Here is a 19,197-nt window from a genome sequence, read left to right as displayed (position 1 = left end):
TCTGCCCGTTATGAAACAAATGTCCGCATCGGACTACGGAGTGTGCGGATTCCCCAGCTCAGAGGGCCTTCCGGACTAATACGGGAACCGAACGGTCGTACAGATCGTCACGGGCAGCGAGCAAAAATGCGGACGGGGGCGCCGGCCGGTGCGCACCGGCCGGCGCGTCCGGGTCAGTCGGCGGACACCACGTCCGCGACCACGCACACCACGTTGTCCGGGCCGCCGTGGGCGTTGGCCAGCTCGACGAACCGCCGCGTCGCCGCGTCCGGGTCCGACGCCTCGCGCAGCACGTCCCGCAGGTCCGACCGCGGCACGACGGTGTGCAGCCCGTCCGAGCAGAGCAGGTAGCGGTCACCCGGCAGGGCGTCGTGCAGGGCCAGGTCCGGCTCCACCTCCCGGCCGTGCAGGGCGCGCAGCAGCATGGACCGCTGCGGGTGGCTGTGCGCCTCCTCCTCGGTGAGCCTGCCCTCGGCGATCAGCGACCGCACCACCGTGTGGTCGTGGGTGATGAGGAACAGCTCGTCGTCGCGCAGCAGGTACACCCGCGCGTCGCCGACGTGGACCAGGCCCAGGCGCGAGCCGGACAGCACCAGCGCCGTCACCGTGGTCCCGCTGCACTGCCCGTCGCCGTGGGCGGACAGGTAGTCGCCGATCGCCGCGCCGGCCCGGTGCACGGCGTCGGCCAGGGCGTTGAGCAGTTCACCCGCCGGGATCGCGGTGTCCAGCGGCGCGAGGTTCTCGATCGCCATCGAGCTGGCCGGCTCGCCGTTCGCGCCGAACCCGTCGGCCACGGCCAGCAGCCGTTCGCCCGCGTAGCCGCGGTCCTGGTTCGACTCGCGGACCAGGCCGCGGTCGGTGCGCAGCGCATAGCGCAGTGCGAGGTTCATGGTGTTGCCCCTTCCGGACAGCTGTGCCACGAGGAAGGCCGCGAGGTCGCGGCGGGCGGCCGTGTCGGCCTCGACCCCCGCCCAGTACGCGCGCACCTCGGCGGCGGCGTCCGCCGGGCCGAGCGCGCAGACCTGCCGGATGCGGGCCAGCGGCATGCCCAGCCGCCGCAGCCACGCCACCAGGCGGGCCCGGTCGAGCTGGTCCGGCGCGTACCACCGGTAACCCGACCGCGGGTCCACGTGGGCCGGGGTGAGCAGGCCCAGTTCGTCGTAGAGCCGCAACGCCTTGGGCGACAGGCGCGCCGCCCGCGCGAACTCCCCGATGGTCACCAGCTCCACGACCTCGTCCCTCCCCCGCCGGGCGCGGCTCGCCCGGCGAGGTCCACCGTGCGGCTTCCCCCAGGGTGAAGGTCAACTCCGCGCCGGGCAAGCAACACCGCCGTGCGAGCGGGAACGGCGTGCGAGCGGGAACGGCGTCGGGCCGGCACCGCGCCCGGTGCCGGCCCGACGTGGGAGGGACCGCGATGTCAGCCCTGCGCCACCGGCTCCTCCACCGGTTCCGCCGGCGTCCCCCTCTTCGTGCTCTTGGTCGCCACGAACCCGATCACCGCCGCCACGAAGGACAACGCGCCCAGCACCGGCCACACCGCGTGCCCGATCCGGAGGAACAGGAAACCGCCCACGATCGGGCCGGCCGCCGCGCCCAGGCCGTAGACGAACTGGAAGCTGCCGATGTAGCGGCCCTTGAGGTGCGCGGGCGCGACCAGGCCGGGGTAGGAGAACACCACGGGGCCGCCGATGATCTCCGCCAGCGTCCACAGCAGCGTGCCCGCGATGATCACGGCCGGCCCCAGCGGCAGGCCGTACACGGCCACGCCCAGCCCCAGCAGCACGAAGCACGTCGCGACGACCACCTTGGCGGGCAGGTTCTGCGTCGTCTTGGTCACCAGCAGCTCGAACAGGATCACCACCGCGCCGTTGAGGGCGACCGCGAAGGTGTACCAGAAGATCGGCACCCCGGACTTCGCCACGTCCAGCGGCAGCGTCGACAGGTACTGCACGTACACCACGCCGTTGATGAACACCACCAGCAGGAACGCCAGGTAGCGGCGGTCGCGGAACACGTCCGCGTAGCTGCCGGTCGCGGCGGGCGCCGCGGCGTCGCCGCCGGCGCGGACGCGCTTCTCCTCCGCCTTGGACGGCAGCGCGAGGTGCGCCAGCACCGCGTACGCCAGCGCCACCAGCGCCTCGCCCCAGAACAGCAGGTGGTAGCTGTCACCGCCCCACTGGTAGAGCGCGAACCCGATCAGCGGCGCGGCGGTCGTGCCCAGGTTGAGCCCGAACCGGTACATCGCGAAGATCATGACCTGGCGGTCGTCGTCGGTCAGCTCCGACAGCAGGGTCGCCGACGCGGGCCGGTAGACCTGGCCGACCGCGCCGACCAGCGCCGTGGCCACGATCAGCAGCGGGTAGCTGGGCAGGTAGAGCAGCGCCGCGATGAGCGCCGCCGAACCGGCCATGCTCAGCACCGTGGAGTTGCGCGCGCCGAGCCGGTCGGCGAGGGCGCCGCCGATCAGCACGCCGACCACGCTGCCGACGCCGTAGACGCCGAGCGCGGTGGCCGCCTGGCCAGCGGAGTAGCCCTTCGCGGTGAGGAACAGCACCAGGAAGATGTTGAGGAAGCCGCCGATCTTGTTGACGAAGACGCCGCCAAGGACCGCCTTCACCGCCATCGGCGACTCGGCGAACGTGGTCCAGATCCCGGCCGGCTTGTCGTGCGCTGACTTCTCTTGGGTAGCCATCACTTCACATCTCTCGGGGGTGTGCGGGGACTTCAGGCGGGCTGGACGTCGAACGCGGCCTCCGCCGCGGCCAACCGGTCGGTGACCTGCTCGCGCGAGCCGCCGGTGGCGACGGCGAACGCGATGCGGCCCCAGACCGTGCCCTTGGGCGGCGGCGAGACGACCGCGCCGGGCCTGGCCACCGCGACCGCCAGCTCTATGCCCTCGGGCAGCGCATTCTCCGTGAAACCGAGGGATCCGATGGTCGTGTCCTCCTCGGCGACATAGAAGAACCTGATACCGGCGACGCGGGAGCGGGTGGGCGTGAGGTCGGCCGGGCGGCCGGTCGCGGCGGCGGCGGCCACCAGGCCGGGGTCGATGCCGGTGGCCAGCGAGCCCAGGAACGGGATGAGGTCGCCGCCGAGGCGGCCGTTGACCTCGATGACCTTCGGCCCGGACGCGGTGAGCATGAACTCCGCGTGCGTGACGCCGTCGGTGAAGCCCAGCGCCTCGTGCGTGCGCTGCAACGCCTTGAGCAGCGCGGGATCGGTGAGCAGCGGGTCGGCGGCGTCGACGAAGTGCCCGACCTCCTCGGCGTAGGGCGGGTAGCCGACGACCTTGCGGGCGACGAACAGCGGCGTCACCTCGCCGTCGCGCACCACCGAGTCGACGCTGATCTCCTCGCCCGACACGAACTCCTCCACCAGCACGGGCTGGTCGGTGTCGAACACCACCGGCTCCGGGCCCTCCGCGGCGCTGGTGAACGCGAAGTTCGCCCGCAGCTGCGCCTCGTCCGCGACCTTGACCACGCCCAGGCTCGCGCCCAGGCCGCGTGGCTTGAGGATCGCCGGGTAGCCGACGACCTCCGCCGCGGCCACGGCGTCCTCGACCGTCCGGACCGGCACGGACCGGGGCTGCGCCACGCCGGCGGCGTCCAGCGCGGCCCGCGTCCGGCCCTTGTCGCGCAGGCCCCACACCACGTCCGGGTCGCCGTTGCGCGCGCCGACGGCCCGAGCGACGAACGCGGCGGCGTGGATGCGCGCCTCGTCCCAGCACAGCACGCCCGCGACGGGCTCGCGCCCGGCCAGCTCGGCGGCGGCCACGGCCATCGCCGGTCCGTCCATCGTGCTGGGCAGGACGGTCCAGTCCGAGGCGTACTCCTTCTCCCACTCGGGTTCGGTGCTCAGGAACAGGTGGACGCGGTACTCGGCGGCGATGGAGCGCAGCAGGTACTCGCGGTAGGTCCGCATACCGGTGGCGACCACCAGCAGCAGCGGGCGGGTGTCCTGGGTGCCGGTCATGACGCGGTGCCTCTTTTCTCGATGCGACGGGGGTTGGGGTGCGGCGGGGTCAGACGCTGAGCGCCTTGGCCCGCTCTTGCTCTTCGGTGGTGACCGCGATGCGCTTGACCGCGTAGCGCAGGGCGGGCGGCGCCATCAGGGACGTGACCACCGCGACCAGCACGACGACCGTGTACGCCTCGGTCGTCAGCACGCCCAGGCGCAGGCCGACCATCGCGACGATGACGCCGATGACGCCGCGCGCGTTGAGCCCCGCGCCCAGGGCCAGTCCCTCCCAGTGGCCCAGCCGCCCGATCCGCGCGCCCAGGTAGGCGCCCGCGAACTTGCCGATCACCGCGAACAGCAGGACCAGCGCCGCCGCGCCGAGCACCGCGGGCTCGCGCAGCGCGGTGAGGTCCATGCGCAGGCCGGCGGTGGCGAAGAAGACCGGCGCGAGCACGGCCATCACGAACGTCCGCAGCGCGCGCAGCTTCTGGTGCACGGGCACGCCCGACCAGCTGATCAGCAGGCCGCAGACGAACGCGCCGAGGACGGGTTCCAGGGACAGGGCGTGGGTGCCGGCCGCGGACAGCACGACCAGCAGCACCACCACCGCGACCGTGACGCCGGGGTCGTTGGCGCGGACCGCGAACGTCAGCGCCTTCTTCACCACCGGCCTGCCCAGCACGAGCGCGACCACGCCGACGACGAGCAGCGCGCCGACCGACAGCGCGGCGTGGCCGAGCGTGAAGCCCGCGCCCGCCATGCCGGACACGACGGCCAGCAGCGACCAGCCCACCACGTCGTCCACGGCGGCGGCGGTGATCACGAGCTGGCCGATGTCGCGGTGCAGCAGGTTCATCTCCAGCAGCACCTTGGCGATGACCGGGATCGCGCTCACGCACACCGCGACCCCGAGGAACAGCGCGAACACCGGGCGGTCCGCGCCGCCGCCGATCAGGGCGGCGGGCAGCGCGAACCCTACGGCGAAGCCGAGCCCCAGCGGGATCAGCAGCCCGCCCGCGCCGACCCACGCCGCCGCGCCGCCCCGGCGGCGCGCCAGGCCGAGGTCGAGGTGCATGCCGGTGAACCCGACCAGCAGCAGCACCCCGAGCTGCCCGACCGCGTCGAGCAGGTGCAGCTGCGCGGGGTCGGCGGGGAACAGCCAGCCGGACAGCGCCGGCCACAGCGGGCCCAGCAGCGACGGCCCGAGCACGACGCCCGCGGCCAGCTCGCCGACCACGGCGGGCATGCGGCACCTGGTCGCGAGCCTGCCCAGGACGAACGCCACGCCGAGCAGCGCGGCCAGCTGCACCAGGAACACCAGCATCTGGTGGGCGCCGAGCGGGCTCGGCGGCGCGGCGGCGAGGATCACCGGTCCTCGTCCTCCACGTAGTACCAGTTCTCCGGGTTGATCATCCCGTAGGGGTTGACCGGACCGAACCCGCGCAGGTCGTCGGCGACCTCGAACAGCCGGATCGGGAAGTTCGGCGTGAAGATCACCGGCACCTGCTCGGCGATGTAGTCCTGGTACTCGTAGAGCACGTCCAGGTCGTCGCTGGTGACGGTGCGGTCGATCAGCTCGTCGGCCCTCGGGTCGGTGTAGAAGCCGAAGTTGCCGCCCGCGCCGGTGGAGAACAGGATCTCACCGGTCGGGTGGTGGTAGGCCCAGCCGCCGTTCCAGCAGCACATCTCCCACAGGCACGGCGTCTCCTCGGTGGCCTTGCACGGCGCGTCCTCGGCGACCAGGACCGAGCCGTAGACCTCCTCCAGGCGCAGTTCGATGCCCGCCTCGGCGGCGGCGTCGCGGAAGCCGCGCATGAGCCGGGTCAGCGCGGGCCGCCCCTCGACGTAGCGCAGCAGGATCGACAGCTCGGTGCCCGCCGGGATGCCCTCGCCCGCCTCGCCCGGACCGGTGCCGGGCCGCACGCACACGGCGGGCGTGCGGCTGGTGTCCCAGCCGTTGGCCTCCAGCAGCTCCTTGGCGCGCTTCGGGTCGAACGGCAGCGGCCACGCGCCCTCGCGCTGGCGCGGCGACACGTAGTCGGTCCTCGGGTACATCGGGACCGGGCCGTTCTGCCGGTAGGCGTAGCCCTGGTAGATGTCGCGCACGGCGGTGTCCTGGTCCAGGGTGCTCTGCAACGCCTGCCGCAGGTAGGTCTGCGCGAACATCTTCCCGACCACGGTCGGGTTGTTGTAGTTCAGCGAGATGTAGCGGATGCAGAACGCCGTCTGCGGGTACATGGTGTAGCTGCCCGCCAACGGGTTGGGCCCGCCCACCACGGGGTCGACCGCCGGTTCGGTGGCGAAGCTCAGCGGCAGGTAGCCGACCTGGATGCCGTTCTCCGCGTGCGGCCCGGCCTGGAGCATCCGGTACTGCTCCTCGTCGGAGAACGTGGGCACCTGCCGGAACTCGTCCAGGTAGGGCTTGTTCGGGCCCGAGTAGTGCTCGTTGGGCACGAACGTCACGACGCCTTCGAGCGTGTAGCTCTTGAGCCGCCACGGTCCGCTGACGACGCTCCAGATCGGGCTGTCCGCCCACCGGGTGCGGTGCTCGTTGCCCTCGTCGACGATGTCGCCCTGCTGCGCCATCAGGTACTCGTAGACGGCCTCCACGTCGGCGAGGTCGCCCGACGCGTTCGCCGGGCCCGCCTCGGTGCGGTCCCACGCCTTCGGCAGCGGCGTGATGGTGCTGAGCTGGTTGTACAGCACCCAGTGCTTGGAGTAGACCTTGTCGAAGGTGAAGTACACCTTGTCCTCGGCCAGCTTCCCGTACGAGGTGAGGTTGTCGGGGAAGTAGCCGGGCACGTACTCGCCGTACCGGGCGCCCTTGACCTTCATCAGGTTGACCCAGAACAGCACGTTGTCGGCGCGGACCGTCTCGCCGTTGGACCACTTCCACGGCTTGACGGTGATGGTGACGGTGAGGCCGTCCTCGCTCCACACCGGCGGCTCGCCGATGCTCTGCGCGTAGTCCACGGCGGGCGTGCCGTCGCTGCCGAAGTAGTACAGCGTCCGGTACATCAGCGCCTGGAACTCCAGGATGTTGCGGGTGCCCATGCGCTCGGCGGGCGTGAACGGGAAGATCACGGCGGGCGGGAAGCCGGGCGCGCACGCCCAGGTCACCACGCCGCCCTTGCGCGGCTTGCCACCGGCGGGCGCGGCGGCGGTGCTGGCGGAGGTCATGGCTGGCGGGTCCTCACGGGTCGGGTGGCTTGCGGTGCGGGGATTTCCTCGATCACGGACACGCCGCTGGACGCGTGGTCGCCGAACCGCTCCCACACCTCGTCGAGGCGGATGCGGCCGTCGGACAGGACGTTCGGCGTGCTGCGGCAGTGGCCGGACACGACCTCGCCGTCGTCGAGCACCATGCAGTAGGCGAAGTCCAGCGAGCCGTCGGGCGCGGCGGTGCCGGTCAGCGCGCCGCGCCGGGCCCGGCCGCCGAGGAACTCGCCCCACAGCAGGTCGCCGTCCTGGTGGTAGACGGCGACCCGGCTCTCCTCGGGCGCGCCGTCGGCGACGGGCCGGAACCTCTTGCCGTCGTAGTTGATCACTTTCCTCGCTCCCCACGCGGTTCGGGCGCGCAGCGCCGGGCGCTGCGCCGGGTTTCGGTTCGGGCAAAGGGGGTCGCGACCGGTCGGGCGCCCGGCGCGGTGCCGGGCGCCCGCCCGGTGTCAGCGGAACTCGACCCGGATCTTCGACGCGTACTCGGTCATCAGCGCGAACGCGTCCTGTTCGGACTCCCCGGTGGTGCCGAGGAAGCCGAGGATGGTGTTGCCGTCCGGCGGTCGCCGGATCACGTCGCCGGGCCGTGCGGTGATCTTGAGCAGGAACACCCGGTCCGACCGCTCGACCTCCTCGGGCACGACCACGCGGTCGACCACGCCCGCCTCGGAGATCAGGCACATGGCGGTGATGTGCGTGCCGGTGGGCCGGAAGTGCCGCACGTCCGGCCGCCGCCCGACGGCGACGTCGACCACCGCCGCGATCGGGTCGTGGTCGGCGGTCAACCGGGCGATCTCGTCCAGCCCGCCGCCGCCGACGCGGGCCGCGATCTCCAGCAGGTACGGCTTGCCCCGGTGGAACCGCACCTCGGCGTGCATGACGCCGCGCCGCAGTCCCTGCGCGAGCGCGCCCGCCTTCACCACCTCGTGCACGGCGGCCAGGTCCTCCCGGCTCATCGACGTCGGCGCGTGGTGCACGTCGTCGTCGAAGGTGCCGCCCTCGGCGGTGATCCGGTCCACCACCGAGCCCAGGTAGACCTCGCCGTCCCAGGCGACGGCCTCCATCAGGTACTCCTTGCCGTCCAGGAACGACTCGACCAGTAGGCCGTTGGGCCCCAGGTCGACGCCCTCGGCCTCCGAGGTGGCCCAGAACAGCTCCCGGATGCCCGCGGCGGCCTGCTCGTAGCGCTCGGTCAGCTCGGCCTCGTCGTCGCACTTGAACACGAAGTGGCTGCCCGCGCCCAGCGTCGGCTTGACGATCACCGGGTAGCCGAACTCGCGGGCGGCGTCGCGCGCCTGCGCCAGTTCCGTCACGTACCGGAAACCGGGGATCGGCGCGCCCGCCTTCTGGTGCGCCCGGCGCATCAACAGCTTGTTGCGGCTGTTGAGCGCCGCCTCCACGCCGATGCCGGGCAGGCCGAGGGCCTCCGCGATGGCGGCGACGGCCACCACCGCCGCCTCGGAGAAGGTGATGACGCCCGCGAACTCCTCCGCGGCGTGCCACTGCTTCGCCACGGCGATCATGTCGTCGATGTTCTTGCCGCCCACCAGGCGGTAGCGGTCGGCGGGCCAGAAGTCCTCGGTGCCCTCGCCGTTGAGGACGTACAGCTCCACGCCCAGCGCCTCCACCTGCTGGTAGCGCGAGTGGTAGTACTGGAGGTACTGGCGGGTCTCCACGGTCAGCAGCTTCACGGCGGTGCCTCCTAACGTGCGCCGTCGAGCGCGGGTTCGCGCCCGGCGGGCGCGGTGGTCGAGGGCAGCCGGGGGAACCGGAACACCGGCACCGACTCGGCGCGCGCCGCGCCCAGGTCGAGGTCCACGCCGCCGGCGTGCAGCGCGTCGGCGACGTCGACCAGGATCGGCGCGGCGCACGCCAGCAGCGTCCGCGCCTCCAGCAGCAGGTCGCCGGGCGCGACCGGCGAGTGCCCGTTGCGCTTGCCGTCCACCGCGTCGGCCAGCGTGCGCAGCCGCCCGAGCTGGGTCAGCAGGGTCTCCGCCGCCCGGCCCAGGCTGAAGTTCGGCAGCTCGTAGCACAGCCGGAAGCGCTCCAGCATGGCCGCCGAGCGCCGCCTGCCGTCCTCGGTGGTGCGCGGCTCGCCCGCCGCGTCCACGCCGACCAGCGCCAGGGTGACGGCGTCGGCGAGCGCGTTCCACGGCTCGACCAGGCGGCGCGTGGTGACGGCGTGCAGCGCGTCGCGGCTGAAGTTGGTGCGCTGGTACTCCGGCGCGGTCAGCGCCAGGTAGAAGCGCACCAGGTCGCGCGGCACCTCGGCGAGCAGGTCGGCGCTCCAGATCAGGTGGTTGCGGCTGGTGGAGAACTTCTCGCCGTCCAGGTCGTAGAACTCGTTGCAGACGTTGCTCTCCGGCGTGGTGTACCGGTCGCCGTGGGCGAGCAGCATCACCAGGTCCACCAGGCCCCAGTGGTAGACGTTGTCGAAGCCGTGGAAGTAGACCAGTTCCGCGTCGGACTCGGCGCGCCACAGGTGGTCGGTGTCGCCGGTCGCGCGGCCGTGCCGCGTGGCCGCCCACCAGGTGCTGTAGATCGCGGCGGGCATCGCCTCGATCCACGGGTACAGGACCTGGCCCGGTGTCTCGGGGAACGGCGCCGCGATGCCCCAGGTGCCGGGGAACGTGACGGGCACGTCCGGCAGCGGGCGGGCGAGCAGCTCGCCGATCAGCTGCTTGGCGTGGGGCCGCCAGCGCGGCGTGCGGGACGCGTAGTAGCTCGTCAGCCGCTCCCGGTACTCCTCCATCGGCAGCACCAGGACGGTGTGCTCGCGGTAGACCACCGGGTCGGTCGGGTCGACCGTGTACCTCGGGTCGATCAGCTCGTCGAAGTTGTTGGGGTGGCCGCAGGTCTCGCACGCGCCACCGCAACTGCCCGCCATGCACACCGGGCAGGTGCCGGCGACCAGGCCGTCGTAGAGGAACCGGCCCGCGTTGCGGGCGTAGGGCAGGCGCACCGTGCGCAGCCGGAACCGCCCGGCGGCGTGCAGGTCCGCCACGTAGTCCAGCACCGTGCGGCGGTAGCGGTCGTCGATCGGCGGCAGGCCCGCCATCAGCGTGCCCATCATCGACAGGGACCGCTCGATCCGCGCCGTCGACGTCGCCACCAGCTCCTCGGGCGTGGTGTCCCGGCGGTGCGCGGTGGACACGACGTAGCTCTGGCTGTCGTCGGTGCAGGTCGTGTAGATCACCTGGCGGCCGTTGGCGCGCAGGTAGCGGGCGTAGACGTCGCCGGACAGGTACGGGCCGGCCATGTGGCCCACGTGCAGGTCGCCGTTCGGGGTGGGTGTCGCGGCGATGACGATCGCCGGGCGCGCGCGGTCGGTCACGCGGACTCCTCGTGGCGGGCGGCGAACTTCTCGCTCATCTCGGCGTCCCACCAGATGGCGTAGAACTCGAAGTCGGCGTCGCCGCGGTTGACCACCTGGTGGCGCTCGTGCGGCGTGAAGTGGACGATGTCGCCCGCCACGAACGGCGTCTCGCCGGCCGCGGTCACGATGTGCGACTCGCCGGACAGGGCGACCCAGATCTCGTACTCGTGGTGGCCGTGCGCGCCGGACTCGGCGCCGGGCCGCACCACGCACCAGGAGCCCTCGAACGGCGCGTTCACCAGCTCCCACGGCATCAGCCGCTGGGCCACCAGGCCGTTGTCCTGCTTCAGGTTCTCCCGGTCGAGCTTGCGGATCTCCATCATGGTGTCGGTTTCCTCCGTGCGGTGGGTGCGGCTCAGGCGGGGTGGGACGCGCTGGCGAGCAGGTCGGCGTCGGACCTCGGCCGGGCGTCCGGGGTGGCGGGCGCCGGGCGGCCGGCCAGCAGGTCGCCGACGATCTCGCCGGCGCGCACGGCGAGCACGCTGATCAGCGAGTCGGCGATGCCGTGCGTGGACTCGTTGACGCCCTGGAGGTAGACCCTGGCGTCGACCGAGTCGGGGAGCGTCATGCGGTAGTGGCGGGTGACGGTGAAGTCGTCCACGCCGACGGCGGCGGCCAGCGACCGGGTCAGCGCGGGCATCCGCTTCACGAAACCGGTGCCGAGCATGACGACGTCGCAGCGCAGCTCCTCGGCGACGCCGGACTTGCGGTCCAGCAGGGTCAGCACGACCTCGTCGCCGTCCAGGCGCGCGTCGGGCACCTCGGCCATCGTGATCATGCGCAGCCGCTCCGCGCCGGTCAGCTTCTCCAGGTACATGGTGCGGTAGAGGTTGTCCAACATGGACGGTGCGAGCCCGGAGTAGTTGGTGCGGTGCATCTCCTGGAGCAGCTGCTCGCGCGCGTCGGGCAGCGCCGCGTTGAACGTGTCCACGAAGGACGGGTAGAACAGCTCGTTGGTGAACTTGCTGCTCTCGTAGCCGTTGAGGCCGATGGAGCGCATCACCATCGTCACCTGCGCGTTCGGGAAGCCCTGGTGGGTGGACCACAGCATCTCCGCCGCGCTCTGCGCGCCGCCCACCACGACGACCCGGTGCGCGGCCCTCGGGTCCAGTTCGCCGACGCGGTCCAGGAACTCCGTGCTGTGCACGACCCGCTCCCTCGGCAGCGCGGCGAACTGCTCGGGCACGTGGGCGTCGCGGCCCGCGCCCACCACCAGGTCGCGGCAGCGGACGGTGCCGCCGTCGGCGAACCGCACCAGCCAGCCGGTGACCCGCCCGGCCACGACGTCGCCCGGCTCGACACCGACGACGCGGCGGCCGTGCTCCAGCCGCACCGCGCGCAGCGACCGCGCGACCCACGCCAGGTAGTCGGAGATCTCCAGCCGGTAGGGCGTGAACGTGCCGAGGTTGATGAACTCGTCCAGCCTGCCGATCGAGTGCAGGTAGTTGACGAAGGAGAACTCGCTGCGCGGGTTGCGCAGGGTCACGAGGTCCTTCAGGAACGACACCTGGCTCTGCGACCAGGGCAGCAGCATCCCCCGCTGCCAGGCGACGTCCTCGTGCTGCTCCACGACGAGCGTGCGGGCGGCCAGGTCGGGGGCGAGTTCCTCCAACGCCACGGCCAGGGCCAGGTTCGCCGGCCCCGCGCCGATCGCCAGCAGCTCTACATCCCGGTGGTCCAACGCATTCTCCCAAACCTCGAAGTGGGTGGCGCCGCGACGGCGGCGTCACGCGGGTGGAGGCGATCGAGCGCCCCGAGTAGGCAGGAATTCAGGTCCGCCGGCGCCGGGGAAACAATTCCCGCGCCAGGCGGTCGAGAAAGCCGGGTCCGGCTTGACGAACGAACCGTAGGTGACCGGATCGCCGCCGACAAGATGTCCGCCGACGCGTCCGAATGGAGTCGATAAAAGAACCCTATCGACGGTTCCGGGCCCATTTTCCGGGCAGCCCGAATCCCGACCGGAAGGTCCGGGTGGACCGCCGGCCGGGATTTCCGCGCGGCACCGTCAGCGCCGCACCATCAGCGCCGCACCATCAGCGCGGCACCATCAGCGCGCCGCCAACAGCTCACCCGCCGCCGTGCGGCTCGCCGCGACGACGGTTTTCGCGGCGCCCCCGCTGCCGCCGGTGAACGTGCACAGGCCGGGCCGGCCCGCGACCGGCCGCAGCCGCAGCCCCGCCGGCGACGACCAGCAGTCGCACGACGCCACCAGCCGGTCCGGCGGACCGCCGACCACCCCGAACCGGCGGCGCACCGCGGCCAGGACCCGGTCGGCCAGCGCCCGGTCGGGCGCCGCCTCCCCCGGGCCGACGTCCCAGCGGTCGCCGCCCATGCCCACCAGGAACGCGCCCGCCGCCCAGGGCCTGCCGTACAGGCCGGTGTCGTCGTCCACGAACGCGCCGACACCCGGCAGGACCAGGGGGTGGACGCCGTACTGGATCTGCTTGACGCGCAGCGCGCCGCCGTGGTCGACCAGACCGGGCGTCCACGCGCCGGTCGCCACCACCAGCACGTCGTACCGGCGCTCCGCCCCGTCGCAGGTGCGCACGGCCGGTCCGTCGCGCACCTCGACGGCGTCCGCCCGCACCACCTCCGCGCCGAGGTCGGCGGCCCACGCCAGCGCGCTGTCGCGCAGCCGGGCGGGCGAGAGGTGGCCGGCGTGCCGCTCCACCACGCCCACCGCGCGCCCCTCCGGGTCGCGCAGCCCGAACCGGTCGCGCAGGACACGCGCGTCCACCACCACCGGCGAGCCGGGCAGCCGCTCCTCGACCACCCGCACCGACCCGGCCGGGTCGACACCGGCGCGCACCACGTACAGGGAGCCGATCTCCCGGTACCCGCCGCCCTCGCGCAGCCGGGCGTCGCCCCGGACCTCCGCCAGGCTGTCCGCCGCGTCGCGGCAGGCCACCGGGTCCGGCTCGAACCCGCGCACGAGCCCGCCGGACACCGCGGAGGCGTCCGGGGTGGCGCGGCGACCCACGACGACCTCGACCCGCACCCGGCGCGACGCCTCCCGCAGCCGCCACGCCAGCAGCGACCCCGCGAGGCCCCCGCCGATCACCCCCACCTTCACGCCGGACCGCCCGCCGCGCCCGCGCCGAATACCCCGGAAGTGCCGGAAAAAGTGTGACCCGCCCCTCGGACGGGCAATTCGGACAATGTGTGGCGTTTTACCGTTCCGCCACCCGACAAACTACGCACCCCGGTCTCCCCTCGTCCTGGGTACGCAGATCGTAAGCGCGGTCGGTGCGATGTCAACGACGCTCCCGAATCGCCGGCGGGCACTCATCAGGAACCCCTATGGAGTCGCCCGCCGGCATCCCGGAGAGCCACCGGACACCGCCGATCGGCCGCTCTCCGTGGGTAGTCGGACAATCACTTGAAAGCGTTCCGTGACCGCGCCATCACCAGCTCGCGGAAAGTGACCGGTTAATTACGCGCCCGTTGGCACGGGGCGCTCGCCGTCAGTGACCGACCAATTACGGGTGTGCACCAGGTAGCAGTACTCGTCGAGCAGTTTCGCCAGCGAGTGGCCCGGCCTGCCCAGCCGCGCCACCAGCGCCTGCTCGTCGACGCCCGCCTCGGCGAGCAGGTCGCGCGCCCAGCTGCGGCCCAGTCGCAGGTGCGCGGTGTACGCCGCCCGGTCGCGCCCGCCGTGCAGGCCGCGCGCGATCAGGTCGTCCCACGGCATGAGGCCGGCCGGGCGCAGGGCGAACAGCAGCTTCGACGCGGCCGTCGGGCCGAGCGAGCGACGGGCCGCGGCAGGCGCGGCGGACAGCTCGGCGAAGCAGTCGCCGAGCGCCTCGATCGCCTCGTCGGTCAGCTCGCCGATCCGCGTGCCCGCCGGCGGCAGCGCGGCGTGCCCGTGCTCCCACCACGCCGCCAGCGCCTCGTCGAACACCGGCGGCTCGCCGTCCTTCGGGTAGCGGATGCGGCAGCCCCACGCGTTGAGCCAGCGGTGCGCCGCCGCGCGGTGCGCGGGCACCGACAGGTCGATGGCCGGCGCGGTCGCGGCGAGCAGCGCCGCCCACGACCGGTCCGGCTGGGCGTAACCGCCGAACTCCTCGACGGCGGCCCGCAAAGTGGCGAGATCCGGTTTCACAACGGGGCAGACTAGCCCGGCCCCGTCGGCTTACCATCCCGTGCCGTGACCACGAACCTCGCCCATCTCGCCAAGCTGACCAGCGTCTCCGACGACTACCGCCACTACGGCAAGGAGGTCGTCGCGCTGCCCGACCACGACGTGGTGCTGCCCGACGCGCACCTCAAGTGGTACGAGGTGCGCGAGGCGGAGGCCACCGTCGACCCGGAGGTGCGCGCCCAGGGCGAGCGCTTCCTGCGCGCGGAGGTCGCCGCCGGCCGCCTCCCGATCTCCGGCGAGCTGGGGTTCGTCGTGCACCACCTGTGCGGCGCGTCGTTCCACTTCCTCATCGCCTGCACCTGGCGCAACAACAACGAGATGTGGGTGTCGGTCTACTACCGCGAGGTGACGCGGGACGAGGGGTTCCAGCGCCTCGAACAGGGCGACCACCTCCAGGTCATCTGCGTCTGGGAGATGGGCGCGGTGCTGCACGAGCGGCAGGCGTGGAACCGCTTCCTGCGCTCGGCGCGCGACGACGCCGCCAAGGCCGCCTACCTCGACGACCGGTTCACCGGCACCGTCTAGTGCGGCCGTTCCCGCCCGTCGTCCGGGGACGTCGTTCGGCGGCGGGCGGGAACGGCGGGCGGGAACGGCGGCGGGGACCCGGCGGGGCGGTCCGCGCGGGGTCGCCCGCCCTTCGGCGAACCGAAGTGCCCTGCCGGGCGCGGACCTCACCCCGCCGCCGCGTCGTCCGGCGTCCAGGGCCCGGTGAGCGGTCCCGGCCGGACCGGCGGTTCCTGGACCAGGGGCGTCGTCGGGTTCGTGTTGTGGTGCAGGCGGAACACGTCGAACCGGTTGTAGTGGCCGATGACGTCGTGCATCTGCTTGGGCTGGATGCAGCGGGCCAGGTCGACCTCCGCGTAGACGATGCCCTCGACGTCGACCAGCGGCTCGGTGACGGGGTTGCCGTCCGGTCCGAACACCCCGGACAGCGCGCTGTGCGGGCGGCGCATCCCCCGCGCGATCGCGGCGTCGTCGCCGGCCGCCACCTCGATCATCTCGTCGGTGACGGTGGAACAGGCGATCACCGAGAACAGCTTGCCCTCGAACGCGTGCGCGGCGGCGCGGATCGCGATGGCCTGCGCCATGTCGTAGTCGGCGGGCGCGACCGGCAGGGCGACGTAGTTCGCGGCGTGCACCAGCTCCCCCTGCGCCAGCAGGGCGAACCGGGCCAGCGTGTTGGTGTTCTCGCCGCACGCCAGGACGCCCAGCGGGCCCACCGGCGTCCGGTGCACGAGGACCGTGCTGCCGTCGCCGGGTGTCCAGGTGAGCTTCTCGGCCCACGTCGGGACGAGCTTGCGGTGCAGGCCGAGCACCGCGCCGTCGGGGCCGATCGTCAGGACGCTGTTGTAGAGCACGCCGAGGCTGTGGCGACCGCGTTCGTTGACGCCGACGACGACGGTCGTCCCGGTGGCCGCCGCGGCGGCGCGCAGCACGTCGACGTGCGGACCCGGCACGTCCACCGACGCGCGGTACAGGCGCTCGTACAGGGGCGAGGCGGCGACCGGGTTCATCGTCCAGTTCCAGTACGGGTAGCCGGCGACGAAGACCTCCGGGAACACCACGAGCCGCGCGCCGCGCCCGGCCGCCTCGTGGATGAGCGACGCGGCCTTGGCGACCGTCGCGGCCGGGTCGAGGTAGACCGGCGCGGCCTGCACCGCGGCGGCCGTGAAGCGGGGGAGCTCTTCCACGGGTCCTCCTACCGTCGGGGACGCCACCGCTGGTGGGTCGGCACGGGTGGTCCGTCGTGGCGCGCCGCCGGCCGGCTGCCCGCGGGCGGCGGCGCGGCCCCCGCGGCGTGCATGGGCGGCCAGTGCGCGCCCGGCCCGGTGTAGCCGAGGTCGGCCGCCGCGTGCAGCGTCCACGCCGGGTCGTGCAGGTGGGCCCGGCCGACGCCGATCAGGTCGGCGCGACCCGCGAGCAGGATCGAGTTCGCGTCGTCGTGGGTGGAGATGCCGCCGACCGCGATCGTGGGCACACCGGTCGCGGCGCGCACCCGCTCGGCGAACGGCGTCTGGTAGCTCCGCCCGTAGGCCGGTCGCTCGTGCGCGACGACCTCGCCGCTGGACACGTCGACCGCGTCCACGCCGTGCTCGGCGAAGGCGGCGGCGATGCGCACGGCGTCGTCGAGCGTGGTGCCGCCCGGCGCCCAGTCCACGGCGGAGATCCTGGCCAGCAGCGGCTTGGTCGCGGGCCACGCCGCGCGGACGGCGGCCACGACGGCGAGCGGGAACCTCAGCCTGCCCTCGATCGCGCCGCCGCGGCGGTCCGCGCGGAGGTTCGTCAGCGGCGACAGGAACGCCGAGAGCAGCAAACCGTGGCCCGCCTGGATTTCCAGCACGTCGAACCCGGCGCGGTCGGCCCGCGCGGCGGCGGCGGCGAAGTCCTCGACGAGGGCGCGCAGCGCGGCACCGCCGAGCGCGGCCGGGGTCGGGCCGCCCCGGTGGCCCTTGGGCCCGGCGTGGCCGAGCTGCACGCCGACCGCCGCGCCGCTGTGCTCGTGCAGGGCGTCGGTGATCCGCCGCCACGCCGCGACCTGCCGCTCGGTGTAGAGGCCGGCGGTGCCGGTGGTGGTCCGGCCGTCGGCGGCGACCGCGGTCAGGCCGGCGAGCACCAGGCCCGCGCCGCCCAGCGCGCGCCCGCCCAGGTGCAGCAGCTCGGCGTCGCCGGGCACGCCGTCCACCGCGCGGTCGATGCCCACCGGCGCGGCGACGACCCGGTTGCGCAGCCGCAGGCCGCGCAGGGCCAGCGGCTGGAACAGCGGCGGCGCGGTGTCCTCCGGCCGCCGGTCCGGCCCGTGCTGCCGGGCGTCGAACCAGCGGTCCAGCGCGGCGACGTAGGCCGGGTCGCGCCGGCGGAGGTTGTCGCGGGTGACGCGCCTGCTGCGGGTGAGCAGGTTGAACGCGAACTGCTCCGGTTCCTGGCCGACGGCGTGCTCGATCGCCTCGAACCACTCCAGGCTGGCCTGCGCGGCGCGCTGGGCCGACTCGACGGCCGGTCGGCGTTCGGCCTCGTACCGGGCGAGGGCGCGCTCCAGGTCGGGCGCGGCGTCCCGACCGGGCGCGAGTTCGCGGTCGGGACCCGGTTCGCGGTCGGGCGCGGGTCCGAGTGCGGCGGCCAGCGCGTCGGCGTCCTCCATCGCCAGCTTGGTGCCGGAGCCGATGGAGAAGTGCGCGGTGTGCGCGGCGTCGCCGAGCAGGACGACGTTGCCGTGCCGCCAGGTCGCGTTGCGCACGGTGGTGAACCGGACCCACCGGGAGTTGTTGGTCAGCAACGAGTGCCCGCCGAGGAAGTCGCGCAGCAGCTCGGCGCAGCGGGCGACGCTCGCCTCGTCGCTGCGGCCCGGCGGCAGGTCCCGCGCGGCCAGGTCGGCGAAACCGGCCGCACGCCAGGCGCGCCCGGTCAGCTCGACGATGACGGTGCTGCGATCGTCGGCGAACGGGTAGGCGTGCACGTGCAGCGGTCCGAACCGGGTCTCCAGCACGACGAACGTGAACGCCTCCAGCACCCGGTCGGTGGCCAGCCACATGTACCGGCAGTCGCGCTCGTCCAGCGACGGCCGGAACACGTCGGCGTGCTTCGCGCGGGTGGCCGAGTTGACGCCGTCCGCCGCCACCACCAGGTCGTGCGTGCGGGCCAGCTCGTCGGCGGGTGGCGCGTCCGCGGCGAACCGGAGGTCCACGCCCAGGTCCCGGCAGCGGCGCTGGAGCACGGCCAGCAGGCGGGCGCGCCCGATCGCGGCGAACCCGTGCCCGCCGGAGGTCTGCACGACGCCGCGGTAGTGGACGTCGATGTCGCTCCACCGCGCGCAGTCCGCCTCGACCGCCGCGGCGATCACCGGGTCCGCGCCGGCGATGCCGTCCACCGTCTCGTCGGAGAACACCACGCCGAACCCGAACGTGTCGTCGGCGGCGTTGCGCTCCCAGACGGTGATCTCCCGCCTCGGGTCGTGCCGCTTGGCCAGCGCCGCGAAGTACAGCCCGCCGGGCCCGCCGCCGACGACCGCGATCCTCATCGGCGACCCGCCCCCGCCGCACCGTCCAACGCGGACCGCACGTCGTCGGGCCACGGCGTGCCCGCCGACGCGCCGGGCGGCACGTGCGCGACGACCACGCGGCCCTCGGCGGCCAGGCCGGACTCGCCGTGCACGGTGAACGCGTACTCCAGCGACGCCCGGCCCAGCCGCACCACCCGCAGCCGGGTCCGCACGCACTCGCCGAACCACAGCCGGGCGCGGTAGTCGACCTCGTGGCGCACCCTGGGCGTGCGGCCGAACAGGCGGGCGAGCCCGTGGCGGCGCAGCAGCTCGGCCTCGGCCTGCTCCGCCCAGCGCAGCACCGCGGAGTGGTGCTGGTGGCCGGCCGCGTCGGTGTCGTGCCACTCGACCCGGCGCTCGACCGTGGCCTCGAACCGCCCGTCGGGTGTGGCATCCGGTGTCGCCATCGCTGCTCCTCCAGGGCTCTTGACACCGTGCACGGTATTTCGCATTGTTGACGTGCGTCAA

The 19,197-nt window shown here is 73.4% G+C and carries 16 protein-coding genes; 1 reads left to right on the top strand and 15 read right to left on the bottom strand.

The window, feature by feature from the left end; genetic code table 11:
• Positions 1 to 173: 173 nt before the first annotated feature.
• From C8E97_RS17340 to C8E97_RS17285, 12 genes are all read right to left on the bottom strand, one after another.
• Positions 174 to 1,229, bottom strand: a complete 1,056-nt coding sequence (locus C8E97_RS17340; protein ID WP_121006667.1) for a MerR family transcriptional regulator — start codon at positions 1,227 to 1,229, stop codon at positions 174 to 176.
• Positions 1,230 to 1,417: 188 nt separating this feature from the next.
• Positions 1,418 to 2,692 (bottom strand): MFS transporter, encoded by a 1,275-nt coding sequence (locus C8E97_RS17335; RefSeq protein ID WP_121006666.1) that lies wholly within the window; start codon positions 2,690 to 2,692, stop codon positions 1,418 to 1,420.
• Between the two features lie 32 nt (positions 2,693 to 2,724).
• On the bottom strand, positions 2,725 to 3,972 hold the full coding sequence (locus C8E97_RS17330; RefSeq protein WP_121006665.1) for an ATP-grasp domain-containing protein: 1,248 nt from the start codon (positions 3,970 to 3,972) through the stop codon (positions 2,725 to 2,727).
• Between the two features lie 49 nt (positions 3,973 to 4,021).
• A complete protein-coding gene (locus tag C8E97_RS17325; RefSeq protein WP_246018951.1) occupies positions 4,022 to 5,326 on the bottom strand; it encodes a cation:proton antiporter in 1,305 nt (434 codons plus the stop codon).
• On the bottom strand, positions 5,323 to 7,137 hold the full coding sequence (locus C8E97_RS17320) for an ABC transporter substrate-binding protein (protein WP_121006664.1): 1,815 nt from the start codon (positions 7,135 to 7,137) through the stop codon (positions 5,323 to 5,325). The genes C8E97_RS17325 and C8E97_RS17320 overlap by 4 nt, the downstream gene beginning before the upstream one ends.
• Positions 7,134 to 7,505 carry an avidin-fold protein gene (locus C8E97_RS17315; protein WP_121006663.1) on the bottom strand — a complete coding sequence of 124 codons (372 nt, stop codon included), beginning with the start codon at positions 7,503 to 7,505 and terminating at the stop codon, positions 7,134 to 7,136. Before C8E97_RS17315 ends, C8E97_RS17320 begins: the two co-directional genes overlap by 4 nt.
• Before the next feature lie 120 nt (positions 7,506 to 7,625).
• A complete protein-coding gene (locus C8E97_RS17310; RefSeq protein ID WP_121006662.1) occupies positions 7,626 to 8,867 on the bottom strand; it encodes an ATP-grasp domain-containing protein in 1,242 nt (413 codons plus the stop codon).
• A gap of 11 nt (positions 8,868 to 8,878) precedes the next feature.
• Positions 8,879 to 10,510, bottom strand: a complete 1,632-nt coding sequence (locus C8E97_RS17305) for a class I tRNA ligase family protein (protein WP_121006661.1) — start codon at positions 10,508 to 10,510, stop codon at positions 8,879 to 8,881.
• Positions 10,507 to 10,875 carry a cupin domain-containing protein gene (locus tag C8E97_RS17300; protein WP_211347050.1) on the bottom strand — a complete coding sequence of 123 codons (369 nt, stop codon included), beginning with the start codon at positions 10,873 to 10,875 and terminating at the stop codon, positions 10,507 to 10,509. Before C8E97_RS17300 ends, C8E97_RS17305 begins: the two co-directional genes overlap by 4 nt.
• 32 nt (positions 10,876 to 10,907) lie before the next feature.
• Positions 10,908 to 12,233 (bottom strand): lysine N(6)-hydroxylase/L-ornithine N(5)-oxygenase family protein, encoded by a 1,326-nt coding sequence (locus C8E97_RS17295; protein WP_121006660.1) that lies wholly within the window; start codon positions 12,231 to 12,233, stop codon positions 10,908 to 10,910.
• A gap of 366 nt (positions 12,234 to 12,599) precedes the next feature.
• On the bottom strand, positions 12,600 to 13,613 hold the full coding sequence (locus C8E97_RS17290; protein ID WP_211347049.1) for an NAD(P)/FAD-dependent oxidoreductase: 1,014 nt from the start codon (positions 13,611 to 13,613) through the stop codon (positions 12,600 to 12,602).
• A gap of 372 nt (positions 13,614 to 13,985) precedes the next feature.
• Positions 13,986 to 14,654: a hypothetical protein gene (locus C8E97_RS17285; protein WP_121006658.1), complete on the bottom strand. Its 669-nt coding sequence runs from the start codon at positions 14,652 to 14,654 to the stop codon at positions 13,986 to 13,988.
• A gap of 45 nt (positions 14,655 to 14,699) precedes the next feature.
• Between C8E97_RS17285 and C8E97_RS17280 the strand changes: the two genes are divergently transcribed.
• Complete coding sequence (locus C8E97_RS17280) at positions 14,700 to 15,218, top strand: hypothetical protein (RefSeq protein WP_121006657.1); 519 nt, start codon at positions 14,700 to 14,702, stop codon at positions 15,216 to 15,218.
• 146 nt (positions 15,219 to 15,364) lie between these two features.
• On the opposite strand, the gene C8E97_RS17275 is transcribed toward C8E97_RS17280, so the two are convergent.
• From C8E97_RS17275 to C8E97_RS17265, 3 genes are read right to left on the bottom strand one after another with little or no spacing between them, the layout of a single operon-like run.
• Positions 15,365 to 16,384 (bottom strand): carbon-nitrogen hydrolase family protein, encoded by a 1,020-nt coding sequence (locus C8E97_RS17275; RefSeq protein WP_121006656.1) that lies wholly within the window; start codon positions 16,382 to 16,384, stop codon positions 15,365 to 15,367.
• 8 nt (positions 16,385 to 16,392) lie between these two features.
• Entirely contained in the window at positions 16,393 to 18,708 is a 2,316-nt protein-coding gene (locus C8E97_RS17270) for an oxidoreductase (protein WP_121006655.1), read from the bottom strand.
• Positions 18,705 to 19,136, bottom strand: coding sequence for an acyl-CoA thioesterase (locus C8E97_RS17265; RefSeq protein ID WP_121006654.1), 432 nt, complete (start codon positions 19,134 to 19,136; stop codon positions 18,705 to 18,707). Before C8E97_RS17265 ends, C8E97_RS17270 begins: the two co-directional genes overlap by 4 nt.
• Between the last annotated feature and the right edge of the window lie 61 nt (positions 19,137 to 19,197).

The organism is Saccharothrix australiensis, assembly GCF_003634935.1.
GTDB classification, from domain to species: domain Bacteria; phylum Actinomycetota; class Actinomycetes; order Mycobacteriales; family Pseudonocardiaceae; genus Actinosynnema; species Actinosynnema australiense.
Note: the sequence above shows the minus strand (reverse complement) of the source record. Positions and strands in the feature narration are given on the sequence as shown.